The organism is Prochlorococcus sp. G4PB16, assembly GCF_059772465.1.
In genome coordinates, this window is the sequence record NZ_CM186289.1 from 459,967 (window position 1) to 483,351 (window position 23,385).

General features: G+C 33.7%; 43 protein-coding genes, 1 tRNA gene and 1 pseudogene. 22 read left to right on the top strand and 23 right to left on the bottom strand.

Annotated elements, in window-relative coordinates; translation table 11 throughout:
• Positions 1–101: 101 nt before the first annotated feature.
• Complete coding sequence (locus tag AC6EIZ_RS02755) at positions 102–278, top strand: hypothetical protein (RefSeq protein WP_498512170.1); 177 nt, start codon at positions 102–104, stop codon at positions 276–278.
• Between the two features lie 145 nt (positions 279–423).
• Here the strand turns inward: AC6EIZ_RS02755 and AC6EIZ_RS02760 are convergent, their stop codons facing one another.
• From AC6EIZ_RS02760 to AC6EIZ_RS02800, 9 genes are all read right to left on the bottom strand, one after another.
• Positions 424–549: a chlorophyll a/b-binding protein gene (locus AC6EIZ_RS02760; protein ID WP_011294605.1), complete on the bottom strand. Its 126-nt coding sequence runs from the start codon at positions 547–549 to the stop codon at positions 424–426.
• Positions 549–695 (bottom strand): high light inducible protein, encoded by a 147-nt coding sequence (locus AC6EIZ_RS02765; protein WP_498512172.1) that lies wholly within the window; start codon positions 693–695, stop codon positions 549–551. The genes AC6EIZ_RS02760 and AC6EIZ_RS02765 overlap by 1 nt, the downstream gene beginning before the upstream one ends.
• Positions 695–814, bottom strand: coding sequence for a high light inducible protein (locus AC6EIZ_RS02770; RefSeq protein WP_011294968.1), 120 nt, complete (start codon positions 812–814; stop codon positions 695–697). Before AC6EIZ_RS02770 ends, AC6EIZ_RS02765 begins: the two co-directional genes overlap by 1 nt.
• Before the next feature lie 19 nt (positions 815–833).
• Positions 834–1,040 carry a high light inducible protein gene (locus AC6EIZ_RS02775; protein ID WP_498512174.1) on the bottom strand — a complete coding sequence of 69 codons (207 nt, stop codon included), beginning with the start codon at positions 1,038–1,040 and terminating at the stop codon, positions 834–836.
• 131 nt (positions 1,041–1,171) lie between these two features.
• Positions 1,172–1,372, bottom strand: a complete 201-nt coding sequence (locus tag AC6EIZ_RS02780) for a hypothetical protein (protein WP_498512176.1) — start codon at positions 1,370–1,372, stop codon at positions 1,172–1,174.
• A 32-nt stretch (positions 1,373–1,404) separates the two neighbouring features.
• The gene (locus AC6EIZ_RS02785; RefSeq protein WP_498512178.1) at positions 1,405–2,136 is read right to left on the bottom strand and encodes a type 1 glutamine amidotransferase; all 732 of its coding nucleotides are present in this window, start codon (positions 2,134–2,136) and stop codon (positions 1,405–1,407) included.
• A gap of 7 nt (positions 2,137–2,143) precedes the next feature.
• On the bottom strand, positions 2,144–2,314 hold the full coding sequence (locus AC6EIZ_RS02790; protein WP_498512180.1) for a non-structural protein (NS2)-like protein: 171 nt from the start codon (positions 2,312–2,314) through the stop codon (positions 2,144–2,146).
• 235 nt (positions 2,315–2,549) lie between these two features.
• Complete coding sequence (locus AC6EIZ_RS02795) at positions 2,550–2,795, bottom strand: hypothetical protein (protein ID WP_498512181.1); 246 nt, start codon at positions 2,793–2,795, stop codon at positions 2,550–2,552.
• Between the two features lie 415 nt (positions 2,796–3,210).
• On the bottom strand, positions 3,211–3,357 hold the full coding sequence (locus AC6EIZ_RS02800; protein WP_498512182.1) for a hypothetical protein: 147 nt from the start codon (positions 3,355–3,357) through the stop codon (positions 3,211–3,213).
• 185 nt (positions 3,358–3,542) lie between these two features.
• Between AC6EIZ_RS02800 and AC6EIZ_RS02805 the strand changes: the two genes are divergently transcribed.
• The gene (locus AC6EIZ_RS02805; protein WP_219045883.1) at positions 3,543–3,827 is read left to right on the top strand and encodes an inward rectifier potassium channel; all 285 of its coding nucleotides are present in this window, start codon (positions 3,543–3,545) and stop codon (positions 3,825–3,827) included.
• 39 nt (positions 3,828–3,866) lie between these two features.
• Here the strand turns inward: AC6EIZ_RS02805 and AC6EIZ_RS02810 are convergent, their stop codons facing one another.
• The 3 genes from AC6EIZ_RS02810 to AC6EIZ_RS02820 all read right to left on the bottom strand — a co-directional run bounded on the left by AC6EIZ_RS02810 (position 3,867) and on the right by AC6EIZ_RS02820 (position 5,106).
• A complete protein-coding gene (locus tag AC6EIZ_RS02810; RefSeq protein WP_498512184.1) occupies positions 3,867–4,343 on the bottom strand; it encodes a hypothetical protein in 477 nt (158 codons plus the stop codon).
• Positions 4,344–4,689: 346 nt separating this feature from the next.
• Positions 4,690–4,896, bottom strand: a complete 207-nt coding sequence (locus tag AC6EIZ_RS02815; protein WP_498512186.1) for a hypothetical protein — start codon at positions 4,894–4,896, stop codon at positions 4,690–4,692.
• Between the two features lie 6 nt (positions 4,897–4,902).
• Positions 4,903–5,106 (bottom strand): hypothetical protein, encoded by a 204-nt coding sequence (locus tag AC6EIZ_RS02820; RefSeq protein ID WP_498512188.1) that lies wholly within the window; start codon positions 5,104–5,106, stop codon positions 4,903–4,905.
• Between the two features lie 49 nt (positions 5,107–5,155).
• On the opposite strand from AC6EIZ_RS02820, the gene AC6EIZ_RS02825 reads away from it, so the two are divergent.
• The 6 genes from AC6EIZ_RS02825 to AC6EIZ_RS02850 all read left to right on the top strand — a co-directional run bounded on the left by AC6EIZ_RS02825 (position 5,156) and on the right by AC6EIZ_RS02850 (position 7,857).
• Positions 5,156–5,338 (top strand): hypothetical protein, encoded by a 183-nt coding sequence (locus AC6EIZ_RS02825; RefSeq protein WP_498512189.1) that lies wholly within the window; start codon positions 5,156–5,158, stop codon positions 5,336–5,338.
• A 58-nt stretch (positions 5,339–5,396) separates the two neighbouring features.
• Positions 5,397–5,567, top strand: a complete 171-nt coding sequence (locus AC6EIZ_RS02830; protein ID WP_269605936.1) for a hypothetical protein — start codon at positions 5,397–5,399, stop codon at positions 5,565–5,567.
• Between the two features lie 186 nt (positions 5,568–5,753).
• On the top strand, positions 5,754–6,152 hold the full coding sequence (locus AC6EIZ_RS02835) for a DUF1499 domain-containing protein (protein ID WP_498512191.1): 399 nt from the start codon (positions 5,754–5,756) through the stop codon (positions 6,150–6,152).
• A 154-nt stretch (positions 6,153–6,306) separates the two neighbouring features.
• Positions 6,307–6,687, top strand: a complete 381-nt coding sequence (locus tag AC6EIZ_RS02840) for a hypothetical protein (RefSeq protein WP_498512192.1) — start codon at positions 6,307–6,309, stop codon at positions 6,685–6,687.
• Between the two features lie 602 nt (positions 6,688–7,289).
• Complete coding sequence (locus AC6EIZ_RS02845; RefSeq protein ID WP_498512194.1) at positions 7,290–7,586, top strand: hypothetical protein; 297 nt, start codon at positions 7,290–7,292, stop codon at positions 7,584–7,586.
• Positions 7,587–7,599: 13 nt separating this feature from the next.
• The gene (locus AC6EIZ_RS02850; RefSeq protein ID WP_498512196.1) at positions 7,600–7,857 is read left to right on the top strand and encodes a hypothetical protein; all 258 of its coding nucleotides are present in this window, start codon (positions 7,600–7,602) and stop codon (positions 7,855–7,857) included.
• A gap of 329 nt (positions 7,858–8,186) precedes the next feature.
• Here AC6EIZ_RS02850 and AC6EIZ_RS02855 read toward each other — a convergent pair whose 3' ends face one another.
• Positions 8,187–8,474 (bottom strand): hypothetical protein, encoded by a 288-nt coding sequence (locus tag AC6EIZ_RS02855; protein WP_498512197.1) that lies wholly within the window; start codon positions 8,472–8,474, stop codon positions 8,187–8,189.
• Between the two features lie 194 nt (positions 8,475–8,668).
• Positions 8,669–8,850 (bottom strand): annotated as a pseudogene (locus AC6EIZ_RS02860) (DUF1651 domain-containing protein).
• Between the two features lie 113 nt (positions 8,851–8,963).
• On the opposite strand from AC6EIZ_RS02860, the gene AC6EIZ_RS02865 reads away from it, so the two are divergent.
• A complete protein-coding gene (locus AC6EIZ_RS02865; RefSeq protein WP_498512199.1) occupies positions 8,964–9,146 on the top strand; it encodes a hypothetical protein in 183 nt (60 codons plus the stop codon).
• Between the two features lie 178 nt (positions 9,147–9,324).
• On the opposite strand, the gene AC6EIZ_RS02870 is transcribed toward AC6EIZ_RS02865, so the two are convergent.
• Positions 9,325–9,501 (bottom strand): hypothetical protein, encoded by a 177-nt coding sequence (locus AC6EIZ_RS02870; RefSeq protein ID WP_498512201.1) that lies wholly within the window; start codon positions 9,499–9,501, stop codon positions 9,325–9,327.
• Positions 9,502–10,287: 786 nt separating this feature from the next.
• Between AC6EIZ_RS02870 and AC6EIZ_RS02875 the strand changes: the two genes are divergently transcribed.
• Positions 10,288–10,512 carry a hypothetical protein gene (locus AC6EIZ_RS02875; protein WP_498512202.1) on the top strand — a complete coding sequence of 75 codons (225 nt, stop codon included), beginning with the start codon at positions 10,288–10,290 and terminating at the stop codon, positions 10,510–10,512.
• Between the two features lie 90 nt (positions 10,513–10,602).
• Here the strand turns inward: AC6EIZ_RS02875 and pip are convergent, their stop codons facing one another.
• Positions 10,603–11,553, bottom strand: coding sequence for a prolyl aminopeptidase (gene pip / locus AC6EIZ_RS02880; RefSeq protein WP_498512204.1), 951 nt, complete (start codon positions 11,551–11,553; stop codon positions 10,603–10,605).
• A 100-nt stretch (positions 11,554–11,653) separates the two neighbouring features.
• On the opposite strand from pip, the gene AC6EIZ_RS02885 reads away from it, so the two are divergent.
• The 3 genes from AC6EIZ_RS02885 to AC6EIZ_RS02895 all read left to right on the top strand — a co-directional run bounded on the left by AC6EIZ_RS02885 (position 11,654) and on the right by AC6EIZ_RS02895 (position 12,985).
• A complete protein-coding gene (locus tag AC6EIZ_RS02885; protein WP_498512206.1) occupies positions 11,654–11,875 on the top strand; it encodes a hypothetical protein in 222 nt (73 codons plus the stop codon).
• Positions 11,876–11,997: 122 nt separating this feature from the next.
• Positions 11,998–12,315: a hypothetical protein gene (locus tag AC6EIZ_RS02890; RefSeq protein WP_498512208.1), complete on the top strand. Its 318-nt coding sequence runs from the start codon at positions 11,998–12,000 to the stop codon at positions 12,313–12,315.
• Between the two features lie 529 nt (positions 12,316–12,844).
• The gene (locus tag AC6EIZ_RS02895; RefSeq protein ID WP_498512209.1) at positions 12,845–12,985 is read left to right on the top strand and encodes a hypothetical protein; all 141 of its coding nucleotides are present in this window, start codon (positions 12,845–12,847) and stop codon (positions 12,983–12,985) included.
• A 103-nt stretch (positions 12,986–13,088) separates the two neighbouring features.
• Here AC6EIZ_RS02895 and AC6EIZ_RS02900 read toward each other — a convergent pair whose 3' ends face one another.
• The 4 genes from AC6EIZ_RS02900 to AC6EIZ_RS02915 all read right to left on the bottom strand — a co-directional run bounded on the left by AC6EIZ_RS02900 (position 13,089) and on the right by AC6EIZ_RS02915 (position 14,769).
• Positions 13,089–13,265 carry a DUF4278 domain-containing protein gene (locus tag AC6EIZ_RS02900; RefSeq protein WP_498512211.1) on the bottom strand — a complete coding sequence of 59 codons (177 nt, stop codon included), beginning with the start codon at positions 13,263–13,265 and terminating at the stop codon, positions 13,089–13,091.
• Positions 13,266–13,500: 235 nt separating this feature from the next.
• Positions 13,501–13,764, bottom strand: a complete 264-nt coding sequence (locus tag AC6EIZ_RS02905; protein WP_498512213.1) for a DUF1651 domain-containing protein — start codon at positions 13,762–13,764, stop codon at positions 13,501–13,503.
• A 2-nt stretch (positions 13,765–13,766) separates the two neighbouring features.
• Positions 13,767–13,982 carry a hypothetical protein gene (locus AC6EIZ_RS02910; protein ID WP_498512215.1) on the bottom strand — a complete coding sequence of 72 codons (216 nt, stop codon included), beginning with the start codon at positions 13,980–13,982 and terminating at the stop codon, positions 13,767–13,769.
• A gap of 574 nt (positions 13,983–14,556) precedes the next feature.
• Positions 14,557–14,769: a hypothetical protein gene (locus AC6EIZ_RS02915; protein ID WP_498512217.1), complete on the bottom strand. Its 213-nt coding sequence runs from the start codon at positions 14,767–14,769 to the stop codon at positions 14,557–14,559.
• A gap of 679 nt (positions 14,770–15,448) precedes the next feature.
• Between AC6EIZ_RS02915 and AC6EIZ_RS02920 the strand changes: the two genes are divergently transcribed.
• Complete coding sequence (locus AC6EIZ_RS02920; RefSeq protein ID WP_498512218.1) at positions 15,449–15,601, top strand: hypothetical protein; 153 nt, start codon at positions 15,449–15,451, stop codon at positions 15,599–15,601.
• Between the two features lie 26 nt (positions 15,602–15,627).
• Positions 15,628–16,428 (top strand): TIGR01548 family HAD-type hydrolase, encoded by an 801-nt coding sequence (locus tag AC6EIZ_RS02925; RefSeq protein WP_498512219.1) that lies wholly within the window; start codon positions 15,628–15,630, stop codon positions 16,426–16,428.
• Between the two features lie 157 nt (positions 16,429–16,585).
• Here AC6EIZ_RS02925 and AC6EIZ_RS02930 read toward each other — a convergent pair whose 3' ends face one another.
• Both AC6EIZ_RS02930 and AC6EIZ_RS02935 read right to left on the bottom strand, forming a co-directional pair.
• Positions 16,586–16,870 carry a hypothetical protein gene (locus AC6EIZ_RS02930; protein ID WP_498512221.1) on the bottom strand — a complete coding sequence of 95 codons (285 nt, stop codon included), beginning with the start codon at positions 16,868–16,870 and terminating at the stop codon, positions 16,586–16,588.
• Between the two features lie 420 nt (positions 16,871–17,290).
• Positions 17,291–17,569 carry a hypothetical protein gene (locus AC6EIZ_RS02935; RefSeq protein ID WP_498512223.1) on the bottom strand — a complete coding sequence of 93 codons (279 nt, stop codon included), beginning with the start codon at positions 17,567–17,569 and terminating at the stop codon, positions 17,291–17,293.
• Between the two features lie 182 nt (positions 17,570–17,751).
• On the opposite strand from AC6EIZ_RS02935, the gene AC6EIZ_RS02940 reads away from it, so the two are divergent.
• The 6 genes from AC6EIZ_RS02940 (at position 17,752) to AC6EIZ_RS02965 (ending at position 22,211) form a co-directional block, all read left to right on the top strand.
• Entirely contained in the window at positions 17,752–18,348 is a 597-nt protein-coding gene (locus tag AC6EIZ_RS02940) for a hypothetical protein (protein WP_498512225.1), read from the top strand.
• 110 nt (positions 18,349–18,458) lie between these two features.
• A complete protein-coding gene (locus AC6EIZ_RS02945) occupies positions 18,459–18,623 on the top strand; it encodes a hypothetical protein (RefSeq protein WP_498512227.1) in 165 nt (54 codons plus the stop codon).
• Between the two features lie 65 nt (positions 18,624–18,688).
• A tRNA-Gly gene (locus AC6EIZ_RS02950) sits at positions 18,689–18,760 on the top strand.
• A 107-nt stretch (positions 18,761–18,867) separates the two neighbouring features.
• Entirely contained in the window at positions 18,868–19,212 is a 345-nt protein-coding gene (locus AC6EIZ_RS02955; protein ID WP_498512229.1) for a DUF8646 family protein, read from the top strand.
• Positions 19,213–19,901: 689 nt separating this feature from the next.
• Positions 19,902–21,596 carry a protein adenylyltransferase SelO family protein gene (locus AC6EIZ_RS02960; protein ID WP_498512231.1) on the top strand — a complete coding sequence of 565 codons (1,695 nt, stop codon included), beginning with the start codon at positions 19,902–19,904 and terminating at the stop codon, positions 21,594–21,596.
• A gap of 450 nt (positions 21,597–22,046) precedes the next feature.
• Positions 22,047–22,211 (top strand): hypothetical protein, encoded by a 165-nt coding sequence (locus tag AC6EIZ_RS02965; protein WP_498512233.1) that lies wholly within the window; start codon positions 22,047–22,049, stop codon positions 22,209–22,211.
• Positions 22,212–22,286: 75 nt separating this feature from the next.
• On the opposite strand, the gene AC6EIZ_RS02970 is transcribed toward AC6EIZ_RS02965, so the two are convergent.
• Entirely contained in the window at positions 22,287–22,532 is a 246-nt protein-coding gene (locus tag AC6EIZ_RS02970; RefSeq protein ID WP_498512234.1) for a hypothetical protein, read from the bottom strand.
• 420 nt (positions 22,533–22,952) lie between these two features.
• On the opposite strand from AC6EIZ_RS02970, the gene AC6EIZ_RS02975 reads away from it, so the two are divergent.
• Positions 22,953–23,165, top strand: a complete 213-nt coding sequence (locus AC6EIZ_RS02975) for a hypothetical protein (RefSeq protein WP_498512236.1) — start codon at positions 22,953–22,955, stop codon at positions 23,163–23,165.
• Positions 23,166–23,385: the final 220 nt, after the last annotated feature.

Genomic DNA, 23,385 nt, shown 5'->3' on the forward strand with positions numbered 1-23,385 from the left:
CTTAATGGTTAAGTATTCGTTAATTCTATTTATATCCTTACGTCTGAAGGTATCATTCAAGAAGATAGATAATTTATGAGAGAAACAGTTGATAGTCGTAAATGCAAGAAAAGCCAAATGTCGAAGAATTGATTGTAGATTCAATGACATTGCTCTTAATTAGAGCGCGAAAGCTCCCTAAAAGGGAAAGACTAGCAATTGCTCAAGAGTTTAGAGAATGGCTTAATGGTAGTTGCAAAGTAGAAGATACATTGATCCTAGATACAAGAATCAAATAGAAATAACTACATCAAGTTGATAATCATCAATATTACTGAATTAATTGCATGGTGTTAATCACGCGCTAATCAAACAAAAAACCATAAAAAAAGCCTCTTCCGTAATGACAGAGAAGAGGCCTTTTTATTAGATTTGAATTTAGGACTATACAATCCCTGGGATGATCCAGCCAGTTATTCCGTAGTTAATCACAGCTGCAAAGAAGCCCATCATTGCAAGACGGCCATTCATTTGCTCTGCTGTTTTCCAGTAGTTAGTTTCTTTATTCATCACACAACACCAGGAATGATTTGCCCTGTTGTTAGATATGCGCCAATAAGTGCCCAGCATCCAACAAATGCAGCGTAGCCATTGAGCCTTTCAGCAATTACTTTACCTTCTTCTACTCTTGGAGTTTTAGCGGTTTGGTTTTTCATTAAACGACACCTGGGATAAGTTGACCGGTTGTTAGGTAGATACCTGTTAATAGAACGAATGCCATCATGGCGGGTCTGCCGATGCTTCTTTCTAGAATTGTTTTGTTAGATGGTTGCATTTTAGTAGTTGTTATTGGTTTAGAAAATTCCAGGGATGATTTGACCTGTTGTGAAATAAGCACCTAAAAGGCTAATCATGCCGATCATTGCCCAACGGCCATTGGTCTTTTCTGCTTCCTCTGGATAGCTGGTGTAGTCCTCTACAAGCTGAGGCTGTGTTTCACGGCCAAAGATGTTTTGCTTGCCGTACTCAGTGATTACTTGAGAAGAAGGTGAACTTGTCATTACTGGGGTTGTATCAATGTGAACAAATGTAAAGTATGTTTTTTTTTAAGGGAAGTACGGTCTGGTACGGCTTACTCACATCATGAAGATCTTAAAGTCGATTTTCAACAAAACAATTCCAATTGAGATTACTAATGGATTAAATATAGAATTGCTAAATCCTGATTAGATTCTGCGACTTTTCTTCTTAAAAAGGTTAATGCCTCATCATTCATACTTGACTCCGCAATCATTTTTTCTGCTTCGTTGATACCGTGCTCAAGATTTTTTATTTTTAATTGAAGAACTTCCCTATCTTTTCTGCACTGCGCCAGTGTGAAGTCATCTATCATTTAAGTAAAGGCAAAAGTAACTAAAATTTTTTTTAGCTTAATAGGTCAAATAAAATGTTTAAAAACTCCAATCTAGAATCTAATGTTTTGTGACCAAATTCTTTTTGTTGTTGTTTTAAAATGGATTGACCGTCTGCCCCTAATGCTGAAGAAATAAATTTATGATCTTCTGAAATCCACGTATTCACCATCTCATCGTCAATCTCAACGTGAAATTGTATCCCAAAAGCTAATGGACCAATACTAAATAATTGCTCCTTACATCTACAACTACTAGCGATAAGCTCTGCAGAATTAGGCAATAAAATTCTATCTCCATGCCAATGCAAAACAGGGAAAGGATGTCTTAAAAGTCTTGTCAATTTAAAGTTATCATCTACTGATTGAGGAAAGATATTGTCCCACCCTATTTCAGCTAATGGTTGATGGGATACCTCCTCCTGAATCATTTCAACATCACCACCAGCTGCATAAGCTAAAAGTTGAGCACCCAAGCATACTCCTATCAACCCAACGCCTTGATTTAAGGCTTCTTTTATTAGACCAATTTCTTCAACTAGCCATGGATAAGTTGAAGTACCAATGTCTCTTATACCCATAGGTCCACCCAACACCAAAAGTAAATCTCCATTCCTAAGTTCTGGAAGAGAGTCTCCTAGATCCAAACGAAAAGTACAAACACTAAATCCTCTTTCCTCAGCCAGTTTGACAAACAATCCAGGCCGCTCGCGTTCTAAATGCTGAAGAACAAGTAAACGACTCATAAATAAATTAAAAGTCTACATTTTCATTTGGCGTGAAAACCGAGCAATACAACTTGATAAACAGCTCTGCCTCAACTTCATCTTTACCCTCATATTTGAGTTTAAGGTCTTTAATTGCGAGTAAAGCAGTTTTCTCTTTCAACCTATATCTTGCACAAGTATCTAGAACTTTAAACATTCGGGTTGTAACTGCTCCCGAAGGAGTGTTTAGGCCTAAAAAGACAGTAAAAAATAATAGATATTTCATATAAATAATTCAATCATCTTTTTTAGATAAAGCTCTAGAACGTTGGAACCATTTATTGCTTTTATACAAAAGGAGAAACATTGTCGACAATAGAAAAAAACTAAGCGCTTCTAAATAAATAAAAAAATGATCATTCAAATTCATATTTTTCTTAATTTACATTTGATTAAAGTTGCTTGAGTTCTTCATCTGTTAATGAGCAAAAACCACCTGAGCATCTTTCAGATTTATTTAAATCTGCAACGGACTCCGAACCACCGATAGTTAAATTATGATTTGACATTTTATAAAATTTCTCGTGAACAGAATCACTAAACTTTTTTTCCTTCTCATTCTCTAATTCGCACGGATCAATGTTGTCATCAAACCACTCATCGTATTGAATATAATTGGGCTTTGTATAATATGTCATATACCTAGACTAATACGACATAGGAATAAATACCACCCATTTAAGTTAAAGCTAGTTTGGTTGTTTTTCAACAAGTTCCTTAAGATATTTCTTTTTGAGTAGCTTTTTTCTCTCTTTCAAGAACCTTTTTAATTGTTGTAACTTCAAATCGATCGGTAAAGATATTCAGCAGATTCAATGTACATCAAAGTTATTTTGATGGCGTGCATTTTGGAGAACTTCATTTGCTTCAAGCTTTTGAATTTTGGATATATCCAAATCAGATATCTCCAACCCATAAAGTTCAGAGATCTTAGTCATCCCCAAAGCTTCTGCACCTGTCCATGCTTCTGCTAATACCGACCAGGTTTTTTGAAGGATTCAACTCCCAGATTATCGTTTTTAGCTCTTTTTTTATCTATCTCCACAACTCTCTTTAGCCACTCCGTAGACAGGTGACTTTTAATCCGTAAGAAAACAACCTCCAATATTTAGTAATAAGACTTTTCCATTGCTTTTTATATGCCCATTCAGCTTCCTTTTGCGCCTTTTTTGCAGATTCAGTTGTAATCTCCACACTCATTTTTTCTTTAATGAACGTGGTACTTTCTTATATTATAGTTATCTTAGTTAAGTCTTAAAGAATGAAATTTGAAAATCAACTCGTAAAAAAATAATTTAAATAAGTGCTATCCTCAAATCAAATGACTTTTTACAAACTGCTCTTTCATTAAACTTATGGTTTTGTCGATTACACTAAATTGAAAAATGTCTTTAGAGCTTACAGATTTAATCAAAGATTTTATAGCAACAAACCTCCTATCAAAAGTTGAACTAGATTTCTTGGAGAGTGAACTGTGGGAGACCCTCGAGCATATAGATGAAATAACTTCCTTAACCTCTGCTCCAGTAAATATTTCTAAAGAATTGAAATTAAAAGATGGTTCATCATGGCAATTATGTTGTGCAGCAGTACTTGATGATGCCAGACCACAAAAAAACTCTCGAACAGAACAACTTAGAAAATTAATAGAAAAATTTTCTCTCCAATAGTTATCCATTAAGATTAAAATTTTACCAGAGATTTAAATCTCACTTATTAGATAAAATTATCTTTCTTAATTTATAAAAAAACATTCCTGTTTTTTCATAAAGATGTTTTGGTTCTTTTTTAAGTTCTAAATCATATGGATTGATAAAAATAGTCAACAATATTCTAAAGGCAGTATAAAAATTTTTACTAGATTTTATATCCTGATATTTTTCATTTCTCAATTTATTAATTATACGCTTATCTAACAAAGCCTCAAGAGAGTTAAGGGCTAAATCTTTCTCCCTTTTACTGATTGTAGATAACAAAACCATTAATCCTTTTATTGATGAATCATCTCCACTAATAACGTTTTTAAGAACACTTCGATAAAGATTCTCCCATTTATAAGGTTCGTTCCTAAAAAGGTTAGAAGCAGGTTCCTTTGAATTAAGCTTTAATAGTCTCTTGTTTTCATCATTCTCGTCTTGAGCAGAATTCCAATATTCATACAAAGGCGATGATTGAGCGATATTCATGTCTGGTTAGTGAGAATGAGAATTAAGGAAAATTAGAAATTACATTTACTTGGGTATGCATTTTTACATCAGTATATTGCATTTTAAATATTATTTCACAAGTGTATAAGTCTGTTTAATTATGTGCTATCAATTTCAAATCAGATGAAAATACTGTTCCTAAATCAATATTTGAACCCCTTCTTTTAAGTAGTATTAATAAATGAAGAATAAATAATATAACCAGAAGTACTTAAGTCCATATCATATGGGTGAACATAAACTTTTTTTTCATCCACAATTTCATAGTCAAAAATAAAGAATTATCTATATGTAGTAGTTATAAATCACAAAAAGAACTCAAAAACTACGCACAAAATATTTTTGCAGTATTATTTATTCCTATTGAAAAATCATCAATATTTAGATTTAAAGCCTTTAAGGTTTTTGCGGCATCGATTTTACCGGCCGCAAAACTTTCACAAACGGAACTAACTTGATCAGTTCTTGATGCTTGTATTTTTGAGGGAAATAAAAAGCAAAAGGATATAGGTAAAACAAGAAGTAATTTCATTTTGATTTAGCTATTTTGAAAAGTTTTCTCCAATAAATTCACTTGAGCTCGGTATGCGTCACCTTTAGAACCACATAATTTCTCATGATCCGTTAACGGAATCCAAGACCAATCAAGTCTTACAGTTAAAGACCAGAACATAATGATGTGACCAATTGAGAGGATGGGCCAATCAAGACCAATAAATTCGGAATGAAAAACAGGATGCATTACTAAATCAAACAGAAACTAAAGAACTAACTGTTATGAACTTGCCAGGATGGAAAGAAGAACTGGAGAGTTACAAACCATCAGTTTTAAAAGGCTAAAACTTGTTGAGGTAACGAGATTCAACACAAAAGACAATAACAAAATAATAACCACCTCTACTCTTGACAAATGGATGGTAAAGGTAGGGACAACCAGCAAGAGTGATGTAACGCAAAAAGAAAAAAAACCTTAAAAACCAATGCTTACACTTGATTTCGTCCTAAAAAAACAATGATTTAAAATTTTATTTAATGAGCGGCGACAATTTGCTTGGAGAACAACCTCTAAAGTTTTACTCAGAAGAGGTAACTGAAACCAAAATCGAGCTAGTTCATCGCTTACTAATACTTAATGCTCAAAAAAATTCAATAGTAGATTTAGATAGAAAACACAAAGAATGGGGAAATGAATTAGCAAGTTAAAAAATTACACAGATGGTTTTAGAAAATTCTTTTTATCATTAAGTATCCCTAATTCTTTTTCAAGCTTTGATAGATATAATTTCAAGTCAAAAATCCCTAAAATCCTAGAGTAAAATCACATTTAATTTTTACCTAAGATATATTAATTTGTATGGTTTAAATTTATCTACTAGATCTTTTGGATCAATGATTAATCGATTTTTAACTTTCTTCTTTTCAATTCTTGTTGTTCTTCTGATAACCCCCCATAAAGCAAATGCAATAACAACTGATCTGCCAGAGTGTGTTGTCATAACTCACTGCGTGAGAGAAGACTTTAAAGTAAATGATTTAGAAAATGCTTTTAAAAAAGCAACCAAAATTGTCTCTGAAACAGCCAGAACAAAAATAGTCGAAAAAACTGATTCATTTATTCATGCAGAAGCGAAGACAAAATGGAGAAGATATACCGATGATCTACTGCTCAAAGCCATTCCAGAAAAAGGTATTATTCAAGTCAGATCAGAATCAAGAGTAGGAGTTGGAGATAATGGAGTGAATCAGAAGAGGGTTGATGATTTTGCTTATCGTCTAATGACAGAATGAGACATCACTAACTGATACACAAAAAATCCATTTCAAATACCCCTGTAAAATCATTGATTTTGAACATAATAAATTTTTCGATTAAGTTTGTTTGCGAAGGTATGGCTTAAGGAGAAAAAGTAAGTGAATTTTTATACAAATTGCTTTTCTTTTTATGCTTCTAGCAGCATTTGAACCTGGTAGAGAAATGGCCATTGCCAACTTTTTCCTAGCCATTTTTTGTCTGTTTACCGTTGCCCTTCCTTTCTTACTCATCACCCGTGGAGACAAAACAGAAGCAAATCGGGACTTCATTGCAGCAACAGTTAACCCATGGTCTCAAGTTGTTAAAGAAGCTGAGCTAACACAAGTGGTTCTGTCTGAGATTAGCTCATCAGTAAAAATGGAACCCAGTCTAGAAATAGCTTCCGAGCAAAATATCGAGCCAAGCCCAGAATCAGGAAACGTTATTTCTTTAGAGATACAGGGAAGTGATGAAATGGATGAGTCAATAACTCAAATATCACCAGAGGAGGAAGAACTATTAGCTGCGTGAGAGATCAAATCACTACTAGTAAAATCTGATCGTAAGACGATTAAAAAGGGGCCACTTAAGCCCCTTTTTAATGATAGTTTTAACTTTTGGATTTCATCTGATTCACATATAGAACATGAAAGTGATTATTCACCTTTTCACTAGCACTATCTATTCTTAGTATTCCTCTCTTAATGCTTAACTCTCTTTCTAAGCTAATTCTTTTATCCCTGGGAAAGTGTCTTTCATGGACACATCAAATGTTCCTTTAAACTTATCGAAGGTATCTTCATACTAAATTGCCAACCAAAGTATTAGTCTTGAAAGTATAAACCACAAACGCAAATGTCATTGACAAGGGATTTTGATATAGTTCATTTAAATATCTATCAACTAGCGAAGCATACTATGAAGCAAAATAAATAAAAAAACTCATTTCCAATGGTTTACGAGTAAAAAGAGAGGTAGAAATAATCTGATTTCTTGTAAATATCATTTTAATATTTGATACGTGCTGCGTGTTTGGGTTCCACATATGACATTGCATATAAGTAGGTTGTGAAGATTAGCAAGATCGCCATTATGAAAATATGAAACGCTTATTTCCTCTATTCTTAATATCCTTGGTTCTCTTATTATCTTCAGTCATATCAGTTAATGCTGAGACGGAATTTGAGATGTATTTAATTGATTTTTATCAAAAGCAAGAGAAAGCAAGCAAAATACTAAAAGAAATTGAGACAGATTTAAAAGATGGATCCAGAGACAGAGTTTGTGCAAGGCAAAGAGAAGCTGCTACCTATGGAATCGAAGCTACGGAGTCGTTGATTAAAGCATTTAAAATAAATGGTTCTAAAACTGAAATGGAGAATCTTCAAGCAGGCCTAGATAAATGGAGAGAGTTGAGGGACTATTGCTAACAACTTTTCTCTTATGAAATCAATGAATTTATTAATTATTGTTTTTTTTATTTGCGCAATTTGGCTCATAAGAAAATTGGCATGGAATGTAGAAGAGGGAACCAATGAACAAAGAGAACGGAATCCAGAGTTAAATACAAAAAACTTCGACATGCATGAAAGAAGACTTGATCAATTTTCAAAGTCAAAATATAAAAACCGTATGTTCTATATCGGGGCTGATGGAACTTGCTACTATTACTCAGCCACTGGAAGGAAAATTTTTTGCTAATCATGAAATATCTCAATTTGTTATTGCTGCTTTAATTGGAACATCTTTTTCCCACTTCTTGGCTCGTTTAATAAATCCGGTATAGACTTTAAAGACGGATTTGAACCAAAAAGCAAAAGGGCAAAAAGAAATAATAAATTGTATCTTCTAGAGAATCAAAAACTTTGTGCGTATATCATTTAAAACTCAATGAACGCGGAGGCGGCAAGCATCTGAAGTATTGCCACAGCCAATCACAATGAAAATAATCAATCTACTTAAAACGAAATGAGGTAAATAATTCACATGAATAAGCACCTGAATATTTATTAATCCCAGATTAATCAGTATTATTTACTTCCTACTCCAGTAAAAACAAATCCATTAAGAATACAGAAATCATAAGCAAAAAGCTTTAAAACTTCAGGCATCTCAATCCATTTCATTTCCTCAATTTTATTTAATTGCTCTGAACTTAGATTCTCTACTTTAGCATATTCCTCCATCATCTTTGACCAACTATCAGAATAAATATCTACGTAAAATGCCTTTTGATTTTGATCAAAGAAATTAATTTTATCTTGCTTTGTACTAACTTTTTTAGATAGTTGCTTATAGTATTCAATGTCCGAAGTCATACTTATTTGCTTATTTAAAAATCTAATCTAAGAAATAAACTTTTAAATAGTGAGGAGATGTTCAAAATCTATACATTAAGTAGCCTGCGAAATCAAACTTTGGACTGATTTTTTTCGTTTGAAGTAAAAAAAATTAAATATAAAAACTAACTTACCTTGGAAAATCTGGGACTTCATCATTTTGATTATTAATCCTACTGTGGGGCAACACGTCTCCATCCAGTTGACAATAATTCCCTCCATAGACCTATCGCCAACTCTCTTCTCATCCTCTTTCGATTTTTTTAAGTGGGGGTCCATTTGATACAAGCCTGCCCCTCTCAATCCAAACCTTAGGGTTTTGATCCCAGCTCTCCCAATCATATCGAAACCTCAATATCTACTGTCCATTTACTTCCCTAATCCAACCATCCTGTTTATATGATCACCCAGCAATAGAACAAGTGTACCATTGAACGTTATTGGTATTTTTAGTGTGCCTTTTTGGGTGTGGCTTTATTTTTTCGTTTAGGAAGAGCCGTCATATCAGCCTTAGGAATGCTGAATGGAGTAAACAATTTCATGTTGTTAGTAAATCAATTTCGTATATATGTTTTAAGTCATCCAAAAGTTCAATGCATGGGTGAAAGTACCCTAAAACATTCGCATTGCACTACAACATACGATTTATAGGCTAACCAATTTCTTTAAACGCGAAATTAAAATGTCTATCCATACCATGCAATCATGTTCAGAATTTTGCTAATAACAGGTTCTTCATCAATTTTTAAGGTGTCAGAAGAAAAAAACGGATTATGAAAAAATCAAAATTGGGTTTGACCAGTTATTAAATTATCCTTGACTAGAAACTTTAAGCAAAGCAAGTCCAATCTAGATTTCGATGATTTGTTAGGAATGGAGCTGGTGTACAAACCTCCTCACCGTCTGGTGTTACATAACACCTTTCAATGCCCCAGCTTCGTTCAATAATTTTCACCTCAGTTGAGCCTTTCGGTAAAGGAGGTGCAGCAAATTGAGGTCTTGTCATATAGATATGCAACTAAACTTTTTTAGCTACTGAAAAAGATTTATCAATCGGTAAATTAATCCATTGACATTGAATCAAGTACAAAAAATACAAACTTAATAAAAGTAAACTTGAAAGCTTAAGGTGCCTTGTGTTTGAGAGTTTTTAAATGTTAATGGAAGTTGGCATCTAGATATCGAACTTTTAAAACCAACTCATTGACAGCCAATCATATAACTCTTCTCGTGAAGACCTTCACTAAACAAGTAATTGCTCAGTTCAAATGCAAATAATCTCACTGCTAATAAAATACCTGAAATAGCCATGAACTGGCTTTAGCTTAAAAGGCGAAGAATCAAAGCCGTTTCAAAAGAAAAATTCATTTTATTAAATGAAAAGGAAATTACACCTCTCCTCTAATAGCTTTAGTCTGAAAGTGAGTCAGAAGTTTTTTTACAAAGAAGCGAAATAAAAAGAATAAATATTAACCAAGAATCTGAAGAAGTTGGAAATACTTAATGATAGCAATATCTTTAACAGTTGATCTAAGTAAATTATCTTTTCTTGATTCTTTCTCCTCTCAGAGTTGACCAAATAAATTTTCAAAAAAAAAATAGACCTCAAATATAGATTTAATTTGAGTCTCCATAAATCAAAAGAAGCGGATTAATAAAACTTAAATCACCCGAAGGATTAACTTTGTTTACATATTTAGGTGTATTTTTTACATACAAATCACAAACAAACGAGTCGAAAGAAAATACGCGGTTTTTTTTTATAGGGTTCAAAAACAATCCATCAAGAAAAATGCAAGTAGATCTAAATGAACTAGCAAATTCATACGAGGTCGTTCCCGTATCTCTTAGTGATCCTTTTAAATCTTTAGTTGCCGAACCTTCCACGATGGAGGTACTTAGATTCATACCCATTATTGCCTTCATTGCTTTAATAATTACAGCTGTATGGAGACAGGGTATGAAGTTCCCAGTAAAAGCTATTGGCGATTTAAACAAAGACAACAAGCAAGAATAAATCAACAAAAGGATTTAAAAGATTTTCTTGTAATTCTAATAGCTGTAGTAAAAATTAAATAACATTAGCTCAAGTAAAAGCTACTGATGCTTAGAGGTTAGAGGAGGAATTAGCTAACTCATTAGTCAACTCAATTAATTTCATAGAAATTCCAATTTCTTTCATTGAGTGTCCTGCACTATCGATTACATAAAGTTTTGAAGAGGGCAATGATTTATTAAGATCCCATGCACTTCTCATTGGACAAACAACGTCATATCTTCCCTGAACAATCGAAACAGGAAGATCTTTAAGCTTAGCAACATTATTTAAAATATAATTTTCTTCTAAAAAAATGTTATTAACAAAATAATGACATTCTATACGGGCAAAAGAATCTGAAAAATTATCATTTGCAGCTTTTTTAATGGATAATTCTTTTGGCATGAGAAAGCTTGTTGACATTTCCCATCTCGTCCAAGCATGTGCCGCTTTGGATCTTTCAGACCTATCTTGACTGGTTAATCTCTTATAGAAAGCATTAATCAAATCACCTCTCTCATTTTGCGGAATAACAGATTGATAAAGATCAAATTCTTCAGGGAAAATCTCACTTGCACCTTTTTGATAGAACCAACTTAATTCGGTTTTTCTGCACAAAAATATACCCCTAAGAGTAAGACTTAAGATTTTTTCAGTGTGCTGAATGGCATAAACCAAGCTTAATGTTGAGCCCCATGACCCCCCAAAGACATGCCATGATTCAATTTTTAAGAATTGTCTTAATTTTTCAATATCTTCAATTAAATAATGTGTCGCGTTTTCTTTTAACTCAGAATGAGGAGAAGATCTACCGCACCCTCTTTGATCAAATTGAATAATGTTGAATTTCTTTGGGTTAAAATATCTTCTATAGGAAGGACTACTCCCACCCCCGGGGCCACCATGAAGAATCAAGACAGCTGATCCATCTGGATTGCCGCTTCTTTCCCAGTAGATTGAGTGAAGATGGCTCACTTTTAACATCCCTTGTGCTTTAGGTTCAATTTCTGGGAATAACATTTTTAATTAAATTTTCGTCTTTTGCTTTTGAGACATTTAATTCAAATCAAGCATACATAACAAAATTAGCTATAAAGGATTATTAAAAAGGAATTGATCAATGCCTAAGAAAAATTGGCTCAAAAGCTTTAGGTTAAATATTCATGCCCCTGGAACAGGCTTGGCCTTGATAATCTTGGCTTTAACTCAAGTACCAGTAGGAATAAAAAATGCAGCAGAAGTTGTTTGTATAGGTCAAACTTCAAATAAGATTTGGAAATCAGAAAAGAATCATTCGGATGCAAATATGCTTGCAGTGCAAAGATGCAATGGAAGAAATTAACTGGAATAATAATGTGTTCGTCTTCAAGCAATATTAGATAAAAAAACAAAAAATGTAACGTTGGGCTAGAACTTGATTTTTTAAACGATAAAAAGGTAAATATTTGAAAATTCTTCTTTTTTATGACTTCAGCGCTAAAAATAATCGATCAAGAATTAGCTCAGTTTGGGTGGGTTGAGTCAATAGCAACTAATTCAATAAGTGATTTCAAGTCACCCAAGATAGATGTGGGAGAACAAACGACTAATGAAAAAGAATCTGATCTCATAGACACATTCATATGTCATTTGATCTTTTATGTGGTTTTTTGCTACTCCCTATTTCTATATATTTTTATTGACCTTGGTTTTGGTTTCTTTTTAAAAAATAAAGTGAATACATTGTTTAAACTCCAAAAACAATTTGAGCTACCTTCCTTTATCAGTCCTCTTTCCAATTAATTAGACTAGGATTTTCCTTAATCAAATTATTTGGGTATTCCTTACTATCGCACTAACTTAAATTATGTATTTAGATAAGAAAGAAGTAATCTGCTAACGGTCTGAGTCTGCACAGACCGTTTTTTCATTTTTAGAGGCAATATTTCCTCGCCAAACTATCAATATATTTCTGAAAAAAATGAAGGGGTAAATGCTATGAAAAGCCCATAGAAGAGGATTACTTCTGTCTGGCTTGGTAATAGATTTTACAGCATTTTTTATCTTTATTTTCTAGATTTTTTATTACTACAAAATCAATTAGAAAATAAGCAAATCAATTGTTTATTTGAATGCTAAGAACCACAAACTATATTTCTTAACTGAATAAGGCTAAACATAGGCTTTACTCCAATAATTCTTTTCTTTGATTCGTTATCAAATAATAGCTAATTATACTTGAGTAAAAGCCGAGGTGTATAAATCAAGCAAGATCGATTAGAAAATACATATACCGATATGGAGGGTTATGAGACTAAGAACTCCTTTCAACATGATCAAAAATGCATTAAGTGATATTCGTACAATGCATGACTTCTCTTACACTGTTCCAAGTGAAACTAGAGATGAGTTTTGGAACAAAGAATGTAGTAACCATCCAACAGCATCTACATGCAAAATTTATGAGGGCTGACAATAATCAACCTTGATTGAATTAATGGCTTTTCAATCCATGAAAAAATAATCTAGGCAAAAAAATGGCCCTGCCTCGCAGGGCTTTAGAAAAAAGTGATTAACTAATGCCGATAGCAATTACCGCGATAAGCCAATTGGGTATTTAGCTCAGACTTAGCATCGCTTCTGCACGTGTTGTAGTGATTACGCCTGTAAGTCAGCTCAACACATTCTTTTTGTACTTTTTGCTCTTTGTGCTGAACATAGTTATGTCCGCGATAAAGAAGAGTTGTCATCATCCATACTCCGAATGTTGATTTAAGTCCCCGTTCCTTGGCTTAAATCGAGATGCGGCTCGCCATGTAGCAAGTTGAACGTTTTTGTAGCGTTTGCTACAAAAACTATTATCTTAGGCATGAATGGTGTATGTAGTTCATCATGATACAAAACCATCTAGTTGTATATACTCAATTCTCAAAATCATTTTTTGACAATATCACATTGAGAGATAATTCGGCTAAATATTTTTAAGCATTAAGAGGTCTCCCATAAGGGTTGCTTAGAAACTTCCCATTCTGTTTCCACTGACGACCTCCATAGGTATCTTGCTTTTTCATAAGTTAACTTCTCACTTTCATGTAACTGAACATGAGGAGTAATACCGTGGAGGAATCTGAGCCTGCAGCTAGCGTAGTGAACCCTAATAAAAACAGTTCCGTTTTCATCAGGGTGTTTATCTTTAAAAAATCTCATTGCCCAGACTCGATCTTTTTTTACAAGCCATCCTTCATCTTGCATTTTCAGTAGGAGCTTGGGTTATCTCTTTTATGCTGCCGTGCCTTAGAATGACAACTATCCTGTGACCAACGATTTTTCACAACTTCAAGGAAATCAAATATGAATTCATCTGGGCAATCAAGTTCATCCTGCAATTTATCTAATTCATCAATAAAGAATTCGAATGTTCTACTTATTAAACCTGACTTTTGCTTTTGGGACGGAATCCATTTGTCCATAACTACTAAAAATAATCAGCCAAAAAATAGTTAAACTATTATTGCAGAATATAATTAATAACACCTATTGTTAGGATCGAAAAAGGAAAGAATTAAGAATAAAAGCTTAATATCAGTAATTTTATTAATTACTGTCTTTGCTAAATGTTCTTAAAAAATAAATCAAGTCGATAACATAACCAGGAATTATCTATACCCTAAAGGTCGGTTTGTTTAGGAAGGGCAAACTAGTTCGAGTAAAAAGAAGGAAATCCCCCCAAAACGTCAATTAATTCAGGATAAAGAAGATCTATGAAACGCTATTTATTATTTTCCTATCGGCTTTATTTTTAACAGCTATGAATGCCAAGCCAAGGTTTTTGGTGATCCTTCAAAAAAGCACTTAAGGAATAGAAAAAAAAATAAAAAACATGTCGCAATGCGAGGAACAAGGCAAGCAATACACTAAAAGCTGGGGTATTCCTCGTTACTTGTGTTTAATTGGCAATTAAAAACTTTACAACAAAATGCCTTTTTGTTACAACTGCATAATTAACTTGCTGATTTTTGATTAGTAGACGAATTGAAGTGTGGTTTAACAACAATCACAACCTTTTCCGCCTGTAACTACATTATCTTCAAAAGTATCAGCAATATCTCGAAGCATTAATGCAATAAATGAAGGAGGACATTGGAGTTCACTAGCATACTTAGCGTATTGCTGAGCAGTTCCCTGCATTGCTGGAATAATAATGTTAACGATTTGTTCTTCTGTGGGTGACCACTTGGTTTCGCATTGTTCAGTCAAAGTTTGCAGTCAAGTAACAACAAAACCATAAATGTATTTTACAGGGAGTCAATGTATTAAATCCATTTAGCAATTGCTCAAGCATTTGATCAAACGACACCTAATTTCATTCCACTTTTTACCTTGGCAAGAATTTTATCGTCTAAGTCATTGTCTGTTTGAAGAACTAGCCACTCAATTGCATTGATAATAAAAGCTTTCATTTGTTTCTTGAAAAATTTTTTCAACATCAAAAACAGCACTGGCTTAAGTATTAAGAAAAGGAAACTAACCATTGCATTCCAGTTTATTCAATATGGTTTTACATCATATTCTCAATATTGGTGTAACCACCCCAAAAAAATATGCATTGCACTACGACATGGAACACGTTTGTTGGTTAGATTCATCTTGCCCTTACGGTTCAAATCATGATTACTCCATATCACTTAATTTTATTTGCAATCCTTTTAGTAATTACTTCTGCTTCAATTTTTCAAATGTCCACTGCGGAGCAAAGCTGATGACATCATTTTTCATAATTGCATTAGCTGGTTATTTCTATTTGATGGCGTGTTTATGGAGAGATTTAAGAAGAACCAAAACGAATTGAAATTTACTTAATATTTCAATTTTCAAAATTGCTTGATAACTTCAAAGAAGACTCAAACAAAATCTTTTTCATTATCCAGTAGAATAAATGAAAAACATTACAAGATTTTCAGCAATCAGTTTACCTGCGATAATTGGGATGGGAATTGCCTGGATCGGCAATCGAGTTATTAAAAATGAAAAAGGACTTAAAGATCGTGAATTAGAGCTTAAACTTCAACTAAAAAAGAGATTCAATTGAACATTTTTAATTAAAAGTAAAACTCAATGATGAATAATATTGGCCTAATTTTATTTGATATAGATGGGGTTATTCGTGACGTAACCAACAGCTATCGATTGGCTATCCAAGAAACTGTAAATCTTTTTAGTGGATGGAGACCCTCGATAGAAGATATTGATTTTATAAAAAGTGAGGGGTGCTGGAACAATGATTGGGATTTGAGCTTAGAAATGATTAATAGACATATACAAAAAAACAATCTTTCTTTTTCAGCCCCGTCTAGAAAAATATTAATTGAATGCTTTGACAACTTTTATTTTGGTGGAGATCCAAACCATGACTCTAGTGAATGGTCAGGTTTCATTAAAGATGAGACGTTATTAGTCAAACATACACTTTTTGAGGAATTAACTCAACGAAAGATTGGTTGGGGTTTTGTAAGTGGAGCTGAATTGCCATCAGCGAAATTCGTCTTAGAGCAGAGGCTCGGCTTAGCCTCTGCTCCCTTAATTGCAATGGGTGAAGCGCCTGAAAAACCGGATCCAACAGGTTTTATTTCACTTTCTTCTAAACTTTCAAAAAAACATTTAGGCCTCTCCAATCCTCCAATTGCATACATTGGAGATACTGTTGCAGATGTTAAAACAGTTATAAATGCTCGGATTAAGATCCCTGACCAGAAATTCATTAGTCTCGCTATTGCCCCCCCACATTTACATGTAGCTTCAAGTCGAGAGAAACGTCTCAGGTATGAGGCAGAGTTGAGAAAAGCAGGTGCCGATTTGATTATTAAATCAATGGACAATTTAAGAGATGAAATTCTAACTTTGTTCATAAACCAATAGATAATTATTAATCTAATTTTTTAATTCTTATCATTATTCAGTTGCTCAGACAAATATCCACATAAATAATTTCTTAAATTGAATTTGTTAAAAAGGTGCCTTAAATCAGTTAATAATGAGTAATTATTAATCTTTAGCAGGTAACTGCTAAACCATATCAAGCTGAAACTGCTTCAGTATTAATCACATCATCGCCAGAAATGTCTAAGTCATCATCATTTGATTTCTTATTTTGAAAAATATAGTAAGCAGCACCGCCTGCAACTGTTGTGGAGACTATTAATCCAGAGATAAGTGTAAGTGCAACAAGTCCACCTATCAAGCCGCCTTTCAAACGAAGAAGGTTGGATTTAACTAAAAGAAGTAAAAGTAATGTTGAAGTTGCTTTTAACGAAGCGATTCTTAAAGCTGCTAAAGGCCAAAAAGGATTAAAGAAAAACATTTTAAAATTTCTTTCTTCAAATGTAGAGGTTTTTTTGACTTATTGAGGGAGAAAAACTAGAAAATGGCGAAATTCCTTGTAGTCCCTCAGGTGCAAAAAAGTCATGTACAACTTCTTCTCTTATACTTCAGTGGGAAAGGAGATCATATTCTTTGCTGTTAATCCTGCACCAATGGCAACCAGTCCAATCACAAAAATCCATTTTGATCTTTCATTTGAAATAAGTCTTTAATCATTAACGATACCCAGTTATTTTTATTGGTAAATACTCTGAGAATTGGGTAAAAAATCTTCATCATGAACTTTATCAGCATTTTGAGAAATCATTACCCAATAAATAAATGCCCCAATAAAGAGAAGAGTAAATATCTTCAGCCAAAAGTTTTCTGGATAATTTGAATCAAAGTTGAGTTCATTTTCTTATCTCATTACTTCCAAAATAAGTTCTGGATGACCTTTTTCACAATCCCTAAATACCAAAAAGAGACCCACAAGACTCAATGGTCCCATAATAAGAGTCTTTTGGATAAAGGTTTTTATTAAAGGACCTAAAACCGCAAAAAAATTTATCATCTCTACCACTATCGCCGCCATTACAAGCAACAATCTTGAAAGTGATTTGGATAAATCAAGTACATTTCTTCTTACAGATTTACTTGTTACTTTTATCTTAATTTTATCCTGAATAAACATATTCATTTTAATTATTTTTTGAATGTGTGGTCAACTTCCAAATATTCGACTAATTCGTCCTCGGGTGTCTTCTGTTAAACAACAAAATTGGTTTAATTCTCAGGTAAGTTTCTTTAAAAAATATTAGTTGTTGTATTAGGAATATTTCATACAGTTGCTAATTTCGTAATAGCTGAGAATTACTTTCATTGACCTTCAGATCACTATTGTTATTAGTACATCTACAAGCAGTTCTAATCCCTATCCTTCTTGGAATTAAGTCCATAAACAGATTCAAGCAAATTAGATTTCCTCTACTACCGCCTTTTGCCTTTATCTCACTAGGTCTTGCCTCAATGTTTGAGATGTTCGATCATACGACTACGGCCTGGATATATGTGGATCACTCATCAATATATAATTGGCTGTTTTATTCATTTCTATCTATTGGATTATCGTTTTTTACTATTTCAGTAGCTAAAAACAAGTCGATCATAACTAGCAATATTTTATTAATAATTATCGCGATTTTATCTTATTGGTTACTAGGAAAGTCAACAACTCTTTTAATTCAAGTATTAATAAGTGTTCTACTTATATCGCAATGGTGGAGCCGATTTAAAGACTGGGTGTTCTTTATTTATCCAATCACCGGAGTAATATTTACTACATTTTTTGGGATTCTACTTTCAAATTCAGGCGAACAAATATGGCATATATTTATAGGTCCATCCGGAACGATAAGTGTTTTAGCTTTTTACTCAGTTTTAAAGAGGTCAAGAAAAAAAGAAATAATTTCTGCTTAAGAACATATTGATCAACTGCAAGACCCCTATGATTTATTAAAATGACATTTGCAGATATCTTCTTAGAGAATATAATTCATCCCGTAAGGTCGATTAGAGTATAAAAGCTAATGAGTCTTAGCTATCACAGGCAACACAAAATTTATGTTGCTGCAACGATGGGTTATGGAATTGGTTCTGAAGATCCAGAAGAATTGGCCCTCTATGAAATTATCAAGAAAGAAATAGAAAAGGATAGAAAAATCAGAAACATGGGCATTCAAAGAACTGATTAGACTCTCGTTTCAGAAAGTGTATAAAGATAGTGGTAGGCCAATTAATTTCGCTAACTTAAAGATCTGCGGATGTAGTTCAGTGGTAGAACGTCAGCTTCCCAAGCTGAATGTCGCCAGTTCGAGTCTGGTCATCCGCTTAAAAGAAAATCTTATCCAAATGCTAATTGTGTGGTGTAACTCACAACCACAAGTTCAGTCCACAAAAGACAATTGATATCGACATAATCTGATTTTAAATGTTTCCATGGATAATCTCTCTAAGGAACAAATTCTTGCTGCGTCCAGTGGATGGGTAGCTACAACATTAAATTTCCTTCCTGGCTTAGGTGCTGGATACCTCTACCAACGTCGCTGGATACCATACTTTGTAACTGGAGGAGTAGCTTCAGCTTGGTTTGTTTTAGGAGCCATTTTAAATGCTGATACAGATCCAACAAAAACTGACCAATTAATCGGAATAGGAGGTTTATTTTTGATCTCAATCACAACAATGATTGAGGCTAAAATTGCTCATAAGAAAGCAATATTATTCGTAGAAGAAAAGCTTCAGGCAAAGACTCCAAAGAAAAAAAGAGGTCTTTTTAGGTAATAAGCCATATAGAAAATCAATTGTGATGACGGTGAAGCAAACAAACGATTTCTGAAAAAATTGTTTGTCTTGTAGAAGGGTATAGAAAGTTGGTACTCATAGTGCCGTATAGAGCAATCTGAAAAAGATAAATCAATCACCATGTTTTCTAATCATGAAGTAAGACATTTAATTGAGAAAGCTGGACACATTTATGATTCAATTTCGTCATTAGTTACTTACAAAATTAATTAAAAGATGTAAGACTATTCTTCGCTTATTGTATTTACTGTATTTATGAGTGGCTGTACCAATAATACTAGAGACAGTAGTTTAAAACAAAATGTCATCTCTGAGACTAAAAGCCAAAGAGATCTTTGCCTAAAGTGATATGCTTACAGAATGATACTAATAAAGAAATTTCAGGCCTAATCTCAAGACAAAAAATAATCTGATTTAATTGTTTATTGTGAGTTTTTAAAAATATAGTTGATACGAATTAACATATATAATGATTTGAATTAGCCCTATCTTATGTCTTGAAACTCTCTAATCGATATATTTGAATCAAAATATTTTACAGTCCTCTTTTTTGTCTTATCGGCCATTTCAAAACAAAATTCATGAACATTAAATCTACGAATATATGATAGTAATATAAATGAAATAATCATCAAATTTAAGACTTAAGCAACTACAAATAGGTCTAAATGATCAGTACTAAAGCTATGCCAACAACAAGAACTTTCTCTGAGTTTACAATGAAAGCTGACTACTCATTCATGGATTATCTCGAACCTGATCCACAAGCAACAGATGATGGTGATGACCACCTAACGAGAGAAGTCTTTTCTGGTCACTATGTACCTGTAACTCCAACAGCGATTCCAGAACCAGAATATGTCGCTCACAGTAAAATATTATTTAACGAGTTAGGTCTGAGTCAGGAACTTGCTTTAGATGAACTTTTTTGTCGTCTATTTTCAGGCGACATAAGTGTTGCAACAACACCGATGCGACCAGTTGGTTGGGCTACAGGTTACGCACTATCGATCTATGGAACTGAATATACACAACAGTGTCCATTTGGGACAGGGAACGGCTATGGAGATGGGAGAGCTATTTCAGTATTTGAAGGTCTCTTTAATGGTAAAAGATGGGAGATGCAACTTAAAGGAGGAGGTCCCACACCATACTGCAGAGGAGCTGATGGAAGAGCAGTACTTCGTTCTAGTGTTCGTGAGTTTTTAGCACAAGATTATATGCAGTCACTCGGAGTACCAAGTTCACGCTCTCTCACACTATATGTCTCTAGATCTGAAACAATCCGGAGGCCTTGGTATACAAAAGACTCCCATTCAATCGATCCAGACATCCTGGTAGAAACCCCAGCCGCAATATCAACACGAGTCGCACCATCATTTTTACGTGTTGGTCAAATAGAACTCTTTGCACGTCGAGTACGCAATAATGAGCATCAAGATGCAATGAAAGAGCTAGAGATGATTGTGAAGCACTTAATCGTAAGAAATTACAAGGAAGAAATTGATCCGACTCTTAGCTTTAGCAATCAAATCGTTGAGCTCGCAAATTCATTCCGAGAGCGACTCACATCATTGGTAGTCAATTGGATACGGGTTGGCTACTGCCAAGGTAATTTTAACAGTGATAACTGCGCTGCAGGTGGTTTCACCCTAGATTATGGTCCATTTGGTTTTTGCGAACTCTTCGATCCTAGATTTCAACCTTGGACAGGTGGTGGTGAACATTTTGCATTCTTTAACCAACAAGTTGCTGCCGAAGCTAATTATCAAATGTTTTTGAATTCACTTCGACCTCTGCTTGCTGGCGATGCATATGCACTGGAGAGGCTAGATAGCATCCGAGATGGATTCACTACAGTCATGAATCAGAAAATGGAGAACATGTGGACGAAGAAGCTAGGCCTAGACAAGTATGACGCATCTATAGTAAATGAAATACTAGAACTCATGGTTCAAACAAAGGTTGACTACACAATCTTTTTCCGAAAACTTTCAAATATGCCAAGAGAACTTACGGACTTAAAAGATAGTTTTTATCTACCAATCTCAGAAGAGATTGAGACAAAATGGATCAGTTGGCTACAACGATGGAGAGAGCACATAAGTAACGCAGGTAATCAAAGTAAAATATCGGCAGAGATGAAACGTATTAATCCTAAATATACATGGAGGGAATGGCTCATTACACCAGCATACGAAAAAGCAGAAAAAGGCGACTATGGCCTCATAAAGGAGCTACAAAATGTTTTAGACAACCCTTACGAGGAGCAATCATTAGAAATACAGAAAAAATATGACAGACTCAAGCCCAAGCAATTTTTTGGCGCTGGGGGGATTTCACATTACAGCTGTTCATCATAAATAAAGATTAAAATTTAAATCCATGGATTCGGTACTAACGCTTTTAAAACGACACTTAGTTTTCTTTAATAGATAAAACAAACATAAAAAGAATCTTTGAATGCTTTTTTTTATTGGTAACCGAACTATTCATTCTCTCGATAATGTAAGAATTCATAGATGATAAATATAGTATAAATTTACCATGTCAGAAGAGACAAAATCTAAAATTAGAATTTTTCTACCATTTAGTTGGTTCATACCCGCAATGATTTCTTTTGGGGTGATTAATTTCCATCAACTATCTGCTGGTGTTCCTCCGATATCCATTTAGATCCATGTCATCATACAAATATGAATTTTACGAATCAATCGTTGAGGCATCAAACAAAGGTGCGTTGTGGGTCTAGATCAAATTGCCAACAATACATATCAACTTGAAATCAATTTTGCCCCATATATTTATCAAAAATGAATTGTTTCGATAAAATTAAACCACTCAACGCGGAAGATAGAGAGTTACTTACTGATTTGACATCCACGTTTGACTCGGGAACTCAATCTATTATTGAAGGAGACGAAGACGAAATAATAGATGAACTTACAAACTTAATGTCAGAAGTAAAAGAAGATTGAGTGAATCATCTAAATCCTAGAGATTAATATAGTTAATCACCATTATATTTTATAGAACCTAAAAAGCGTACCACCTCAACTATTAATCTTTTGCCAAATAATTTCAGCATCTCTGAGAAGGTAGAGAGCTTCTTTCCTACCAACGGCTCTTTCAGCATCATCCATCAATTTAATGTACCTCTCTCTCAAAGCCTGTTTTTCCATGACTACTTTAGTAAACATGTGAAGTTTTTCAGGTCGATCATCTAAATTACATTTCCGAACATTCTTTATGAGTCCATGTGGAAACTTCGCTCTTACTCGAACATTGTGCCTACTCATTAATAGATCTTGTTTAATGATTTATCGTTCAAATATTCTGAGTAGGGATATTATCAACTGCGTGTAGGGTTAACCTCCAGTTTTGGGTATTACACTAGGAAGTCGTAGTAACTTCAATTCCGTAGTCTTTCGCAATTTCAACCAACTCATTAATTGATAAGTCAACGAGATAACTTCGAATGCATTGAGAAGCATTAAAACTCTCAATACATTTTCTCTCATTAAAGATTGCACGAGAGATTCTTAAAGCTAAGGCTTCTTTAATGAAAAGTGTACAAAAACTGTCAAGATGTTATTAAAAACTTGAGTATGTTTGTGTATGTGGCTTCTTAAAAAATTACAAAAAAAGTGACTAAAACACCTCTTTAAGTCACACTCTCAAATTTGGTCTTTTAAGGTAATAATTTGGTATCGATAACTGTGGGAGAAGGAAAGAAGAGGAAAAAACTTGGATTTCGCCCTAAGACGTCAAAGCCTTCAGAGAAAAAGGAATTAATTAAAGAACCCAAAGGAAGGCTTATTTCTTGGTCCCCCTGGCCACCTGCAAATTTCAAAACACGTTACCCAGCTTTCCCTTTAGTAACAACAATTCTGATTTTAATAATTTTACGATCTCTTTCATTGGCTAATTAATAATTAGCCATTAGAAAAAGTGAAAAGTTATTTATGCAACGTGTAATTAAAAATGGAAATAGGGTATTTCTTTTGGGGGTGATGGACGCGTAGAACATATACCAAATTGCAAGCACTCCATCACGTCATCATCATATTTTGGCTTGTAATTGGAAAATAAATCAGAAATTTCATTCGTTTGAATTGAATTTCCTGAAAAATTTTTAAATAATTTCTTTGA

Excerpts from the sequence above, each read along its gene's own strand:
- AC6EIZ_RS02755 (WP_498512170.1), top strand. The coding sequence starts at position 102 with ATGCAAGAAAAGCCAAATGTCGAAGAATTGATTGTAGATTCAATGACA.
- AC6EIZ_RS02760 (WP_011294605.1), bottom strand. The coding sequence starts at position 549 with ATGAATAAAGAAACTAACTACTGGAAAACAGCAGAGCAAATGAATGGC.
- AC6EIZ_RS02765 (WP_498512172.1), bottom strand. The coding sequence starts at position 695 with ATGAAAAACCAAACCGCTAAAACTCCAAGAGTAGAAGAAGGTAAAGTA.
- AC6EIZ_RS02770 (WP_011294968.1), bottom strand. The coding sequence starts at position 814 with ATGCAACCATCTAACAAAACAATTCTAGAAAGAAGCATCGGCAGACCC.
- AC6EIZ_RS02775 (WP_498512174.1), bottom strand. The coding sequence starts at position 1,040 with ATGACAAGTTCACCTTCTTCTCAAGTAATCACTGAGTACGGCAAGCAA.
- AC6EIZ_RS02780 (WP_498512176.1), bottom strand. The coding sequence starts at position 1,372 with ATGATAGATGACTTCACACTGGCGCAGTGCAGAAAAGATAGGGAAGTT.
- AC6EIZ_RS02785 (WP_498512178.1), bottom strand. The coding sequence starts at position 2,136 with ATGAGTCGTTTACTTGTTCTTCAGCATTTAGAACGCGAGCGGCCTGGA.
- AC6EIZ_RS02790 (WP_498512180.1), bottom strand. The coding sequence starts at position 2,314 with ATGTTTAAAGTTCTAGATACTTGTGCAAGATATAGGTTGAAAGAGAAA.
- AC6EIZ_RS02795 (WP_498512181.1), bottom strand. The coding sequence starts at position 2,795 with ATGACATATTATACAAAGCCCAATTATATTCAATACGATGAGTGGTTT.
- AC6EIZ_RS02800 (WP_498512182.1), bottom strand. The coding sequence starts at position 3,357 with ATGAGTGTGGAGATTACAACTGAATCTGCAAAAAAGGCGCAAAAGGAA.
- AC6EIZ_RS02805 (WP_219045883.1), top strand. The coding sequence starts at position 3,543 with ATGTCTTTAGAGCTTACAGATTTAATCAAAGATTTTATAGCAACAAAC.
- AC6EIZ_RS02810 (WP_498512184.1), bottom strand. The coding sequence starts at position 4,343 with ATGAATATCGCTCAATCATCGCCTTTGTATGAATATTGGAATTCTGCT.
- AC6EIZ_RS02815 (WP_498512186.1), bottom strand. The coding sequence starts at position 4,896 with ATGAAATTACTTCTTGTTTTACCTATATCCTTTTGCTTTTTATTTCCC.
- AC6EIZ_RS02820 (WP_498512188.1), bottom strand. The coding sequence starts at position 5,106 with ATGCATCCTGTTTTTCATTCCGAATTTATTGGTCTTGATTGGCCCATC.
- AC6EIZ_RS02825 (WP_498512189.1), top strand. The coding sequence starts at position 5,156 with ATGGAAAGAAGAACTGGAGAGTTACAAACCATCAGTTTTAAAAGGCTA.
- AC6EIZ_RS02830 (WP_269605936.1), top strand. The coding sequence starts at position 5,397 with ATGAGCGGCGACAATTTGCTTGGAGAACAACCTCTAAAGTTTTACTCA.
- AC6EIZ_RS02835 (WP_498512191.1), top strand. The coding sequence starts at position 5,754 with ATGATTAATCGATTTTTAACTTTCTTCTTTTCAATTCTTGTTGTTCTT.
- AC6EIZ_RS02840 (WP_498512192.1), top strand. The coding sequence starts at position 6,307 with ATGCTTCTAGCAGCATTTGAACCTGGTAGAGAAATGGCCATTGCCAAC.
- AC6EIZ_RS02850 (WP_498512196.1), top strand. The coding sequence starts at position 7,600 with ATGAAATCAATGAATTTATTAATTATTGTTTTTTTTATTTGCGCAATT.
- AC6EIZ_RS02855 (WP_498512197.1), bottom strand. The coding sequence starts at position 8,474 with ATGACTTCGGACATTGAATACTATAAGCAACTATCTAAAAAAGTTAGT.
- AC6EIZ_RS02870 (WP_498512201.1), bottom strand. The coding sequence starts at position 9,501 with ATGACAAGACCTCAATTTGCTGCACCTCCTTTACCGAAAGGCTCAACT.
- AC6EIZ_RS02875 (WP_498512202.1), top strand. The coding sequence starts at position 10,288 with ATGCAAGTAGATCTAAATGAACTAGCAAATTCATACGAGGTCGTTCCC.
- pip (WP_498512204.1), bottom strand. The coding sequence starts at position 11,553 with ATGTTATTCCCAGAAATTGAACCTAAAGCACAAGGGATGTTAAAAGTG.
- AC6EIZ_RS02885 (WP_498512206.1), top strand. The coding sequence starts at position 11,654 with ATGCCTAAGAAAAATTGGCTCAAAAGCTTTAGGTTAAATATTCATGCC.
- AC6EIZ_RS02890 (WP_498512208.1), top strand. The coding sequence starts at position 11,998 with ATGACTTCAGCGCTAAAAATAATCGATCAAGAATTAGCTCAGTTTGGG.
- AC6EIZ_RS02895 (WP_498512209.1), top strand. The coding sequence starts at position 12,845 with ATGATCAAAAATGCATTAAGTGATATTCGTACAATGCATGACTTCTCT.
- AC6EIZ_RS02900 (WP_498512211.1), bottom strand. The coding sequence starts at position 13,265 with ATGATGACAACTCTTCTTTATCGCGGACATAACTATGTTCAGCACAAA.
- AC6EIZ_RS02905 (WP_498512213.1), bottom strand. The coding sequence starts at position 13,764 with ATGCAAGATGAAGGATGGCTTGTAAAAAAAGATCGAGTCTGGGCAATG.
- AC6EIZ_RS02910 (WP_498512215.1), bottom strand. The coding sequence starts at position 13,982 with ATGGACAAATGGATTCCGTCCCAAAAGCAAAAGTCAGGTTTAATAAGT.
- AC6EIZ_RS02920 (WP_498512218.1), top strand. The coding sequence starts at position 15,449 with ATGAAAAACATTACAAGATTTTCAGCAATCAGTTTACCTGCGATAATT.
- AC6EIZ_RS02925 (WP_498512219.1), top strand. The coding sequence starts at position 15,628 with ATGATGAATAATATTGGCCTAATTTTATTTGATATAGATGGGGTTATT.
- AC6EIZ_RS02930 (WP_498512221.1), bottom strand. The coding sequence starts at position 16,870 with ATGTTTTTCTTTAATCCTTTTTGGCCTTTAGCAGCTTTAAGAATCGCT.
- AC6EIZ_RS02935 (WP_498512223.1), bottom strand. The coding sequence starts at position 17,569 with ATGAATATGTTTATTCAGGATAAAATTAAGATAAAAGTAACAAGTAAA.
- AC6EIZ_RS02945 (WP_498512227.1), top strand. The coding sequence starts at position 18,459 with ATGAGTCTTAGCTATCACAGGCAACACAAAATTTATGTTGCTGCAACG.
- AC6EIZ_RS02955 (WP_498512229.1), top strand. The coding sequence starts at position 18,868 with ATGGATAATCTCTCTAAGGAACAAATTCTTGCTGCGTCCAGTGGATGG.
- AC6EIZ_RS02960 (WP_498512231.1), top strand. The coding sequence starts at position 19,902 with ATGATCAGTACTAAAGCTATGCCAACAACAAGAACTTTCTCTGAGTTT.
- AC6EIZ_RS02965 (WP_498512233.1), top strand. The coding sequence starts at position 22,047 with ATGAATTGTTTCGATAAAATTAAACCACTCAACGCGGAAGATAGAGAG.
- AC6EIZ_RS02970 (WP_498512234.1), bottom strand. The coding sequence starts at position 22,532 with ATGAGTAGGCACAATGTTCGAGTAAGAGCGAAGTTTCCACATGGACTC.